10 protein-coding genes and 1 pseudogene are annotated in these 11,766 nt (G+C 62.1%); all 11 read left to right on the top strand.

The features are described 5' to 3' along the window. Positions 1 to 136: hypothetical protein (locus HX815_RS18665; protein ID WP_177008282.1), on the top strand; the 136-nt coding region annotated here is incomplete at its 5' end. A gap of 142 nt (positions 137 to 278) precedes the next feature. Then, positions 279 to 1,718, top strand: a complete 1,440-nt coding sequence (locus HX815_RS18660; RefSeq protein WP_087692903.1) for a cytosine permease — start codon at positions 279 to 281, stop codon at positions 1,716 to 1,718. Then, a pseudogene (locus HX815_RS18655) lies at positions 1,705 to 1,852 on the top strand (histidine ABC transporter substrate-binding protein); the annotation flags it as partial. The gene HX815_RS18660 and the pseudogene HX815_RS18655, both read left to right, overlap by 14 nt. A 71-nt stretch (positions 1,853 to 1,923) precedes the next feature. Continuing rightward, on the top strand, positions 1,924 to 2,775 hold the full coding sequence (locus tag HX815_RS18650) for a proline/glycine betaine ABC transporter permease (protein ID WP_003209260.1): 852 nt from the start codon (positions 1,924 to 1,926) through the stop codon (positions 2,773 to 2,775). Next, a complete protein-coding gene (locus tag HX815_RS18645; protein WP_008430269.1) occupies positions 2,772 to 3,596 on the top strand; it encodes a glycine betaine/L-proline ABC transporter ATP-binding protein in 825 nt (274 codons plus the stop codon). The genes HX815_RS18650 and HX815_RS18645 overlap by 4 nt, the downstream gene beginning before the upstream one ends. Before the next feature lie 146 nt (positions 3,597 to 3,742). After that, complete coding sequence (gene hutH, locus HX815_RS18640; RefSeq protein WP_003209264.1) at positions 3,743 to 5,266, top strand: histidine ammonia-lyase; 1,524 nt, start codon at positions 3,743 to 3,745, stop codon at positions 5,264 to 5,266. Positions 5,267 to 5,380: 114 nt separating this feature from the next. Next, a complete protein-coding gene (hutH, locus tag HX815_RS18635) occupies positions 5,381 to 6,919 on the top strand; it encodes a histidine ammonia-lyase (RefSeq protein WP_085984627.1) in 1,539 nt (512 codons plus the stop codon). Between the two features lie 170 nt (positions 6,920 to 7,089). Then, positions 7,090 to 8,496, top strand: a complete 1,407-nt coding sequence (locus HX815_RS18630; protein ID WP_008430271.1) for an amino acid permease — start codon at positions 7,090 to 7,092, stop codon at positions 8,494 to 8,496. 16 nt (positions 8,497 to 8,512) lie between these two features. Next, positions 8,513 to 9,718: an imidazolonepropionase gene (hutI, locus tag HX815_RS18625; protein WP_134325596.1), complete on the top strand. Its 1,206-nt coding sequence runs from the start codon at positions 8,513 to 8,515 to the stop codon at positions 9,716 to 9,718. 11 nt (positions 9,719 to 9,729) lie between these two features. Continuing rightward, complete coding sequence (gene hutG, locus HX815_RS18620) at positions 9,730 to 10,530, top strand: N-formylglutamate deformylase (RefSeq protein ID WP_087692905.1); 801 nt, start codon at positions 9,730 to 9,732, stop codon at positions 10,528 to 10,530. Between the two features lie 259 nt (positions 10,531 to 10,789). Continuing rightward, positions 10,790 to 11,737: a choline ABC transporter substrate-binding protein gene (locus tag HX815_RS18615; RefSeq protein ID WP_010169147.1), complete on the top strand. Its 948-nt coding sequence runs from the start codon at positions 10,790 to 10,792 to the stop codon at positions 11,735 to 11,737. The last annotated feature ends 29 nt before the right edge of the window (positions 11,738 to 11,766 follow it).

Below are 11,766 nucleotides of genomic sequence, written 5' to 3'. Positions count from 1 at the left end.
CGAAGCCGCCGAGCGTATCGCGCGCGTGCTGCACAACGACCCGGCGACCGGCGTGATGCGTCATGCGGATGCGGGCTACCAGATCGCCATCGACTGCGCCAAAGAGCAGGGCCTCAATCTCCCGATGATCAAATAACTAATGTGGGAGCGAGCTTGCTCGCGAATGCGGTGTATCAGTCACTGAAGTCGTTAGCTGACCCATCGCTTTCGCGAGCAAGCCCGCTCCCACATGTGATCTGCGTTTCACCCAAAAACAATCCATCAGAGGTTGAACATAAATGGCAGTAAAAGACGCTCGTGCAAGCACCACCCCGTTGATCGAAAGGCGTTCGATCGACTACATCCCGGAAGCGGAAAGACACGGCCGTCTATTGAGTCAGTTCACCCTGTGGTTGGGTGCCAACTTGCAAATCACTGCGATCGTCACCGGGGCCCTGGCCGTGGTGCTGGGCGGTGATGTGTTCTGGTCGTTGATCGGTCTGTTGATCGGTCAACTGCTGGGCGGTGGCGTCATGGCCCTGCATGCGGCGCAAGGCCCGCAACTGGGCTTGCCGCAGATGATCTCCAGCCGCGTGCAGTTCGGCGTGTATGGCGCGGTGATTCCACTGGTGCTGGTGTGCCTGATGTACATCGGTTTTTCCGCCAGCGGCTCATTGCTGGCGGGGCAGGCGGTGGCGCAGTTGCTTCACGTTGAAGACTGGGTCGGCATCGTATTGTTCGCGGGGCTGATCATGGTGTTTACGATCTTCGGCTACCGGGTGATCCACGGCATCGGTCGCATCGCCAGCGTGCTGGGGGTGGTTGCCTTCGTGTACCTGTTCTACAGGCTGCTGGCCGGTAACGACATCGGTGCGTTGCTGGGCAACAAGCATTTTTCCCTCAGCAGTTTCCTGCTGGCGATTTCCCTCTCGGCGTCCTGGCAGATTGCGTTCGGCCCGTATGTAGCGGACTACTCGCGCTACTTGCCGCGCAGCACGCAGGCCTCGAAAACCTTCTGGGCCGTGGGCCTCGGTTCGGTGATCGGCGCGCAGGCTTCGATGGTGTTCGGTGTGTTTGCGGCAGCCCTGGCAGGCTCGCAATTCGCTCACCACGAAGTGTCGTTTATCGTCGGCCTGGGCGGCACCGGGATCGTCGCGGCGCTGCTGTATTTCAGCATCGCCTTCGGCAAGGTCACCGTCACCACCCTCAACGCCTACGGCAGCTTCATGTCGATCGCGACAATCATCAGTGGTTTCCGTGGCAGCCGGCATATCGGCAGTGGCACGCGGCTGTTGTACATCTTCGTGATGGTGTCGATTGCCGCCGCGCTGGCGTTGCTGGGCAAGGACTCGTTCCTCAAGGATTTCTCCGCGTTCATCCTGTTCCTGCTGGCGTTTTTCACGCCCTGGAGTGCGATCAACCTGGTGGACTTCTACTGCATCACCAAAGAGCGCTATGACATCCCGGCCCTGTCCAACCCCAACGGTCGCTACGGTCGCTGGAACCTGATGGGCATCAGCATCTACGTGTTCGGCGTGCTGATTCAGATGCCGTTCATCTCGACGCATTTCTACACCGGCCCACTGGTCGCGAGCCTGGGCGACACCGATATCTCATGGATCATCGGGCTGGTGGTGCCGGCGGCGTTGTACTACTGGGCTGCGAAAAAATGGCACAGCCCGATTCCTGAGCGCCTCGTGCTGCCCGATGTGCAGGGCGCCGCTGCTCAACCTGCTTAACCAGAACCCGGTACGCATGACAAACAGCGAATTGAAACAGCAAAACTGGCGAAAACTTTCCTCAAGGGACATCCTGAACTCTGGCACGCATGGTGAGCGACAACGCAGCCAAGAAAATCGACGCGGCCTTGTAGGTTGAGCGTTTCCGGTTGCCGCCACAGGCAACCGGGCGCCCGGCCACAATCCACTGGATCGAGAGCACACTATGTTTCCTGAGAGTTTTACGTTTTCCATCGCCGACTGGGTCAACAGTTGGGTCGATGCGCTGGTGACCAACTACGGCGATGTGTTCCGGCACATCTCCGATACGTTGCTGTGGGCCATCGTTAACCTGGAAGGTTTGCTGCGCGCAGCGCCCTGGTGGTTGATGTTGCTGATTGTCGGCGGTATTGCCTGGCATGCCACTCGCAAGTGGTTCACCACCGTCGTGATCGTCGGCCTGCTGTTTCTGGTGGGCGCGGTCGGGCTGTGGGACAAGCTGATGCAAACCCTGGCGCTGATGATGGTGGCCACGGTGATCTCGGTGCTGATCGGCATTCCCCTGGGGATTCTGTCGGCCCGCAGCAACCGCCTGCGTTCGGTGCTGATGCCGCTGCTGGACATCATGCAGACCATGCCCAGCTTCGTGTACCTGATCCCGGTGTTGATGCTGTTCGGCCTGGGCAAGGTCCCGGCGATTTTCGCCACGGTGATCTACGCCGCACCGCCGCTGATTCGTCTCACCGACCTGGGCATTCGCCAGGTGGACGGTGAAGTCATGGAAGCGATCAACGCCTTCGGTGCCAACCGCTGGCAGCAACTGTTCGGCGTGCAACTGCCGCTGGCCCTGCCGAGCATCATGGCCGGGATCAACCAGACCACCATGATGGCCCTGTCGATGGTGGTGATCGCTTCGATGATCGGCGCCCGTGGCCTGGGTGAAGATGTACTGGTGGGCATCCAGACCCTCAACGTTGGACGCGGCCTTGAAGCCGGTCTGGCGATCGTGATTCTTGCCGTGGTCATCGACCGCATTACGCAAGCCTATGGTCGTCCACGGCATGAGGCGAGCAAATGACTACTGTCAGCAAAATTGAAGTCAAAAACGTATTCAAGATTTTCGGCAACCGCTCCAAGGATGCACTGGCGTTGATTGGCCAGGGCAAGACCAAGGACGAGGTGCTGGCCGAGACTGGTTGCGTGGTGGGTGTGAACGACCTGTCCCTGAGCGTCGACACCGGTGAAATCTTCGTGATCATGGGGCTGTCGGGTTCCGGCAAGTCGACCCTGGTGCGTCACTTCAACCGGCTGATCGACCCTACCAGCGGTGCGATCCTGGTGGACGGTGAAGACATCCTGCAACTGGACATGGAAGCCTTGCGCCAATTCCGCCGGCACAAGATCAGCATGGTGTTCCAGAGCTTTGGCCTGCTGCCTCACAAGAGTGTGCTGGACAACGTTGCCTACGGCCTGAAAGTGCGTGGCGAAACCAGGCAAGTGTGCGCCGAGCGTGCGCTGCACTGGATCGAAACCGTGGGCCTCAAGGGCTATGAAAACAAATACCCGCATCAACTTTCCGGCGGCATGCGTCAGCGTGTAGGCCTGGCCCGGGCGCTGGCGGCCGACACTGACATCATCCTGATGGACGAGGCGTTCAGTGCGCTCGACCCGCTTATCCGTGCCGAGATGCAAGACCAGTTATTGGAGCTGCAAAAGACCCTGCACAAGACGATCGTGTTCATTACCCACGACCTCGATGAGGCGGTGCGCATCGGCAACCGCATTGCGATCCTCAAGGACGGCAAGCTGATCCAGGTCGGCACGCCCCGCGAGATTTTGCATTCACCGGCGGATGAGTACGTGAACCGGTTTGTCCAGCGGCGGGTGGCGGTGGTTTGATCCGATATTTGTGGTGGGTTGGCTGAGGCTGTCGCAGGCAAGCCAGCTCCCACATTTGGAATGCGTTTCCCCTGTGGAAGCTGGCTCGCTTGCGATGAGGCCAGTGAAGCTGCACAACAATTGCGAATTTCATGAAGAGGTCAACGATGTCCCAGGCTGAAAAAATCATCATCGCCGACGCCCCGATGCGTTGGCAGGACGTGGTCGCCGTGGCTCGCCACGGTGCGATCCTCGAACTCTCGGGCCAGGCCTGGGCTCGCATCGACAATGCCCAGGCCATCGTCCAGCGCATCGTCACCAGCGGCGAGCGCGCCTACGGCATCAACACCGGCCTGGGCGCCTTGTGCAACGTGTCGCTCAAGGACGAACAACTGAGCCGGCTGTCGCGCAATACCCTGCTCAGCCATGCCTGCGGCGTCGGTGCGCCACTGAGTGTGGAGCAAACCCGCGCGATCATTTGTGCGGCGATCATTAACTACAGCCACGGCAAATCCGGCTTGCATCCGCAGGTGGTGCATTCGCTGCTGGGGCTGCTCAACCATGGCATCACGCCGCAAGTGCCGTCCCAGGGTTCCGTGGGTTACCTGACCCACATGGCGCACATTGGCGTCGCCTTGCTCGGCGTCGGCGACGTCAGCTATCGGGGCCGTATCGTTCCCGCACACCAGGCGCTGGCTGAAGAAGGTTTGCAGCCGGTAGTGCTTGGCGCCAAGGACGGGCTGTGCCTGGTCAACGGCACGCCGTGCATGACCGGCCTCAGCAGCCTGGCCCTGGCCGATGCGCACCGCCTGCTGCAATGGGCCGACGTGATCGGTGCCATGAGCTTCGAAGGCCAGCGCGGCCAGATCGACGCCTTCGACGAAGAAATCATCGCGCTCAAGCCGCACCCGGGCATGCAGCAAGTGGGCATCAACCTGCGCGCGTTGCTGGACGGCAGCGAAGTGATCGCCAGCAGCAAAGGCATTCGTACCCAGGACGCCCTGAGCATCCGTTCGATTCCCCAGGTGCACGGCGCGGCCCGCGACCAACTGGAACACGCCACCCGGCAGATCGAAACCGAACTCAACGGTGCCACCGATAACCCGCTGGTGCTCGGCACGCCAGACAACTACCGCGTGGTGTCCCAGGCCAATCCCCACGGGCAGTCCGTCGCCCTGGCGGCCGACATGCTGGCCATCGCCATGGCTGAAATCGGCTCCATCGCCGAGCGTCGCCTGGACCGTCTGATCAACCCGCACGTCAGTGGTTTGCCGGCGTTCCTGGTGAGCAACCCCGGGGTCAACTCCGGGATGATGATCGTGCAGTACGTCGCCGCCTCGCTGTGCGGGCAAAACCGCCAGTTGGCGCAACCGGCGGTGCTCGACAACTTCGTCACCTCGGGCCTGCAGGAAGACCACCTGAGCATGGGCACCAACGCCGCGCTGAAGCTGTATTCGGTGCTGGAAAACGTCACCCAGATCCTCGCCATCGAGTACTTGCTGGCGGCCCAGGCGTTCGAGTTCCTCCAGGAACAACGCTTCGGCGCCGGCACCGATGCCGCCTGGCGTTTGCTGCGCGAACACGTCCCGGCCTACGACCAGGACCGCTGGCTGGCGCCAGACATCGCAGCCACCGCCGCGTTGCTCAAGGACGCCGACTTACTGCAACGCACGCTACCGAATTTGCACTGACCTTTTCCCAACAATAACCAGCGTGCCAAGCCGACTGATCCTCTAAAAGAGCACAGCGGCGGATAACGGAAGCATCCGGAGCGACTGGTAGTTAACAACACTCTCAAAAGGAGCATGAATGTGACTGCGCTAAACCTGATTCCAGGCCAACTGAGCCTTGCCCAACTGCGGGCCATCTACCAGCAGCCGGTAACCCTCAGTCTGGATGACAGCGCCTCGGCCCAGATCGAAGCCAGTGTCGCCTGTGTGGAACAGATTCTCGCCGAGAACCGCACCGCCTACGGCATCAACACCGGTTTCGGCCTGCTGGCCTCGACCCGCATTGCCAGCGAAGACCTGGAAAACCTCCAGCGTTCCCTGGTGCTGTCCCACGCCGCCGGCGTCGGTGAGCCCATCAGCGATGCGCTGGTACGGCTGGTCATGGTGCTCAAGGTCAACAGCCTGAGCCGGGGCTTTTCCGGGATTCGCCGGCAGGTGATCGACGCGCTGATCGCCCTGATCAATGCCGAGGTCTACCCGCACATTCCGCTGAAGGGTTCGGTGGGCGCCTCCGGTGACCTGGCGCCATTGGCCCACATGTCGCTGGTGCTGCTGGGCGAAGGCAAGGCCCGCTACAAAGGCGAATGGCTGGAAGCTACCGAAGCGCTGAAAGTTGCCGGCCTGACGCCGCTGACCCTGGCGGCCAAGGAAGGCCTGGCGCTGCTCAACGGCACCCAGGTTTCCACCGCTTATGCATTGCGTGGGCTGTTCGAGGGCGAAGATCTGTTCGCCGGTGCCCTGGCCTGTGGCGCCCTGACGGTGGAAGCCGTGCTGGGTTCGCGCTCGCCGTTCGACGCACGCATTCACGCTGCCCGGGGCCAACGCGGCCAGATCGACTCTGCGGCCGCGTATCGCGCCCTGCTGGGTGAAAGCAGCGAAGTGTCGCAATCCCACGAGAACTGCGACAAGGTCCAGGACCCGTACTCCCTGCGTTGCCAGCCACAAGTCATGGGCGCCTGCCTGACCCAGTTCCGCCAGGCGGCCGAAGTACTGGTGGTGGAAGCCAACGCTGTGTCGGATAACCCGCTGGTGTTCGCGGCTGAAGGTGACGTGATTTCCGGTGGCAACTTCCACGCCGAACCGGTGGCCATGGCGGCGGACAACATGGCGCTGGCCATCGCGGAAATCGGCTCCCTGAGCGAGCGTCGCATCTCGTTGATGATGGACAAGCACATGTCGCAACTGCCGCCATTCCTGGTGGGCAATGGCGGTGTGAACTCCGGCTTCATGATCGCCCAGGTGACGGCGGCGGCATTGGCCAGCGAGAACAAGGCACTGGCGCATCCCCATAGCGTCGACAGCCTGCCGACGTCAGCCAACCAGGAAGACCACGTGTCGATGGCCCCGGCGGCGGGCAAGCGCCTGTGGGAAATGGCCGAGAACACCCGCGGTGTGCTGGCGGTGGAATGGTTGGCGGCTTGCCAGGGCCTGGACCTGCGCAATGGTTTGAAAACCTCGCCGGCGCTGGAAAAGGCGCGCGGGATCCTGCGCAGCAAAGTCGCGTTTTATGAGAAGGACCGCTTCTTTGCGCCGGACATCAATGCCGCCAGTGAGCTGCTGGCAACGCGTTGCCTGAACGAGCTGGTGCCGGCGAAATTGCTGCCGAGCCTCTAAGGACATCGAACCCCTCTTTGTGGCGAGGGAGCTTGCTCCCGCTGGGCTGCGTAGCGGCCCCAAAAGCTTGCCGGCGCTGCGCACCCGAGCGGGAGCAAGCTCCCTCGCCACAAAAAGATTGTTCGCACCGCTTCGAATTTTCTCAGGATAAAAATAATTAGGGACGAGAAATGCACTCGGAAAAAGGTTTAAAACGCGGGCTCTCCGCCCGACATATTCGCTTCATGGCCCTCGGTTCCGCGATCGGTACCGGGCTGTTCTACGGCTCTGCCTCCGCCATCCAGATGGCCGGCCCGGCCGTGCTCCTGGCCTACCTGATCGGCGGCGCCGCGGTGTTCATGGTCATGCGCGCCCTCGGCGAAATGGCCGTGCATAACCCGGTGTCCGGCTCCTTCGGCCAGTACGCCAGTACCTACCTGGGCCCGATGGCCGGCTTTATCCTCGGCTGGACCTACGCCTTTGAAATGATCATCGTCTGCCTCGCCGACGTCACCGCCTTCGGCATCTACATGGGCTTCTGGTTTCCCGAAGTCGCGCGCTGGGTCTGGGTGCTGGGCATCGTGTTGCTGATCGGCGGCCTGAACCTGTGCAACGTCAAAGTCTTTGGCGAAATGGAGTTCTGGCTGTCGCTGCTCAAGGTCGGTGCCATTGTCGCAATGATCCTCGGCGGCTTCGGCATCATGCTGTTCGGCATTCACTCGGCGGGCGAAGCACCCGCTACCGGCCTCAGCAACCTGTGGGCTCACGGTGGCTTCATGCCTAACGGCGTGGGTGGCTTGATCGCATCCTTCGCGGTGGTGATGTTTGCGTTTGGCGGCATCGAAATCATCGGCATCACCGCCGGCGAAGCCAAGGACCCGCAGCGGGTGATCCCCAAGGCAATCAACGCCGTGCCGCTGCGTATCCTGCTGTTCTACGTGCTGACGTTGTTTGTGCTGATGGCGATCTACCCGTGGCCGCAGATCGGCAGCCAGGGCAGCCCGTTCGTGCAGATCTTCAGCAACCTGGGGATAGGCTCGGCGGCGACCATCCTTAACATTGTGGTGATCTCGGCCGCCGTCTCGGCCATCAACAGCGACATTTTCGGCGCCGGTCGCATGATGTATGGCCTGGCCCAGCAAGGGCAGGCGCCCAAGGGTTTTGCCCAACTGTCGAGCCAGGGCGTGCCGTGGATGACCGTAGTGGTGATGGGCGCCGCGTTGCTCGGCGGTGTGGTGCTCAATTACCTGATCCCGGAAAACGTGTTCCTGGTCATCGCCTCGATTGCGACCTTCGCCACGGTGTGGGTATGGCTGATGATCCTGGTCACCCAGGTGGCCATGCGTCGCTCGATGACCAGGGAACAGATTGCCGAGCTGAAATTCCCGGTGCCGTTCTGGCCCTACGCGCCAGCGGCCGCCATCGTGTTCATGCTGTTCATCTTCGGCGTGCTGGGTTACTTCCCGGACACCCAGGCCGCTCTTATGGTCGGCGCCGTGTGGATCGTCTTGCTGATCGTCGCCTATCTGCTGTGGGTCAAGCCCGCCGCCGGGCAAACGGCCAAGGTCCACTACGACCCGGCTTTGTCTCATCGATAACCTAATGGAGGCGTTGATGAAAACGCTTTGGCAACACTGCCACGTTGCAACCATGGCCCAGGGCAACTACTCGATCATCGAGGACGCCGCCATTGTTACCTCGGGCACGCTCATCGAGTGGATCGGCCCGCGCGCCGATCTGCCGGATGCGAACTACGCAACCACCCATGACCTGCAAGGGGCGTGGGTCACGCCCGGGCTGATCGACTGCCACACCCACACGGTGTTCGGCGGCAATCGCAGCGGCGAGTTCGAGCAGCGGCTGCAAGGCGTGAGCTACGCCGAGATCGCAGCGGCCGGTGGCGGTATTGCCAGCACCGTGCGCGCCACGCGTGCGGCGAGCGAAGATGAACTGTTTGCCAGCGGCCACAAGCGCCTGCGCAGTTTGCTGCGCGACGGTGTAACCACCGTCGAGATCAAGTCCGGCTACGGCCTGGACCTGGCCAGCGAGCGCAAGATTTTGCGGGTGATCCGTCGCCTCGGCGCCGAGTTGCCGGTCAGTGTGCGCAGCACCTGCCTGGCGGCGCATGCGTTGCCGCCGGAGTACGTGGACCGGGCCGATGCCTACATCGAACACATCTGCACCGAAATGCTCCCGGCGCTGGCAGCGGAAGGCCTGGTGGACGCGGTCGACGCCTTCTGTGAGTACCTGGCGTTCTCGCCGGAGCAGGTGGAGCGCGTGTTCATCGCCGCCCGGAAACTTGGCTTGCCGGTAAAACTGCACGCCGAACAGTTGTCGTCCCTGCATGGCTCCAGCCTGGCGGCGCGTTACCAGGCGCTGTCGGCGGACCACCTGGAATTCATGACCGAGGAAGACGCCATCGCCATGGCCGCTTCCGGCACCGTCGCGGTGTTGCTGCCGGGCGCGTTCTACTTCCTGCGGGAAACCCAGTTGCCGCCGATGGATGCCCTGCGCAAGCACGGCGTGAAGATCGCGATCGCCAGCGACCTCAACCCGGGCACCTCGCCGGCGTTGTCGGTGCGCTTGATGCTGAACATGGCCTGCACCCTGTTCCGCATGACCCCGGAAGAAGCCCTGGCCGGCGCCACGCAACACGCGGCCACCGCCCTGGGCCTGGGCAACAGCCATGGCTCGCTGGAAGTGGGCAAGGTCGCGGATTTTGTCGCCTGGCAGATTGATCGTCCCGCCGACCTGGCCTACTGGCTGGGTGGCGAGCTGGATAAACGCGTCGTGCGCCACGGCGTCGAAGTCACCGTTTAAGGAGTACCGCTGTGGATAAGGTTCTGAACTTCAAACAAGGCCGTGTGCCGCTGCTGATCAGCATGCCCCACGCGGGCCTGCGCCTGACGCCGGCGGTGCAAGCCGGGCTGATCCCCGAGGCGCAAAGCCTGCCGGACACCGACTGGCACATTCCCACGCTGTACGACTTCGCCGAAGCGCTGGGCGCCAGCACCCTGGCGGCGGAGTATTCGCGCTTTGTCATCGACCTGAACCGGCCTTCAGACGACAAGCCGCTGTACGTTGGCGCAACCACCGGCCTGTACCCGGCGACACTGTTTGACGGTGTGCCGCTGTTCCGCGAAGGCCTGGAACCGTCCAAGGCCGAGCGCGCCACGTACCTGGAGCAGGTGTGGACGCCGTATCACCGCACCCTGCAAAACGAACTGGCCCGGCTCAAGGCCGAGTTCGGTTATGCGCTGCTGTTTGATGCGCATTCGATCCGCTCGGTGATCCCGCACCTGTTCGAAGGCAAGCTGCCGGACTTCAACCTCGGCACCTTCAACGGCGCGGCCTGCGATCCGCAGCTGGCCAGCGAACTGGAAGCCATCTGTGCCGGCCACCCGCAGTACAGCCATGTGCTCAACGGGCGCTTCAAGGGCGGGCACATCACCCGTCACTACGGCAACCCGGCCGAGAACATCCACGCCGTGCAGCTGGAGTTGGGGCAGTGCACCTACATGGAAGAGTTTGAGCCCTTCCGTTATCGCGCCGACCTGGCCGAGCCGACGCGGGTGGTGTTGAAGGAACTGCTGGAAGGGTTCCTGGCGTGGGGCAAGCGGCATTACTCCTGAGTGGCGTCGCTGCTGAGATAGCTTTCGCGAGCAAGCCCGCTCCCACATTCGACCGTGTTTCTTCAGGAGGAACACGGTCGAATGTGGGAGCGGGCTTGCTCGCGAAGAGGCCCTCAACAGCAACACACCTCCCAAGTCGTCTGTGTGCAAATCCCTGTCGCCACAGTTCGCTTTGATCAAGGTCTCGCTGGGTAAGGTGTTGGGCACGGCGCGTCAGACGCCACTCCCACAATAAAAACTGCCGAGTGAGACCGCATCGATGAAAAGACTGTTCAACCGTTGTCTGTTGATTCTCACCGGCGCCGCACTCTTGAGCGCCAATGCGATGGCTGCCGACCCGGCCTCGTGCAAGGTCGTGCGCATGGGCGTGGTCAGCTGGACTGACGTGATCGCCACCAGCGGCATGGCCGATGTGCTGCTCAATGGCCTGGGCTATGACAGCAAGCAAACCAGCGCCGTGCAGCAAATCATCTTTGCCGGTATCCGCGACAAACGCCTGGATATCTTCCTCGGCTACTGGAAACCGGCGATGGACAACAACATCGCGCCATTCCTCGCGGCCAAGCAGGTCAAGGTGTTCGACAAGCCGAGCCTGTCCGACGCTCAAGCGACGCTGGCGGTGCCGCAGTACGTTGCCGACGCCGGCTTGAAAACCTTTGCCGACATTGCCCGCTTCAAGGACAAACTGGGCGGCAAGATCTATGGCATCGAGCCGGGCAGCGGTGCCAATACCGATATCCAGAAAATGATCGACAGCAACCGCTTTGGCCTCGGCGGCTTCAAGCTGGTGGCGTCCGGCGAGGCAGGCATGCTGGCGGCGGTGCAGCGGGCAGTGAATCGCAAGGAGTTCGTGGTGTTTGTCGGCTGGACCCCACACCCGATGAACATCAACATGAAAATGGCGTACCTGACCGGCAGTGAAGATGTGTTCGGTGCCAACGAAGGCATGGCCACGGTCTCCACGGTGACGGCGCCGGATTACGCCGAACGTTGCCCCAACGTGACACGCCTGCTGGAAAACCTGACCTACACCGCGGCCCAGGAAAGCCAGTTGATGGTGCCGATCATGGACCGCAAGACGCCGCAGGAGGTGGCCAAACAATGGTTGCGCGACAACCCCGAGGATTTGCAGCGCTGGCTGGCGGGTGTAACGACCCTGGATGGCAAGGACGGCGTGGCGGCGGTGCAGGCCAGCCTCAAGCCCTGAGCAAATGAAGATCAAAATGTGGGAGCGGG

It is taken from the genome of Pseudomonas sp. E6002, assembly GCF_013385565.1.
Taxonomy (GTDB): Bacteria; Pseudomonadota; Gammaproteobacteria; order Pseudomonadales; family Pseudomonadaceae; genus Aquipseudomonas.
Note: the sequence above shows the minus strand (reverse complement) of the source record. Positions and strands in the feature narration are given on the sequence as shown.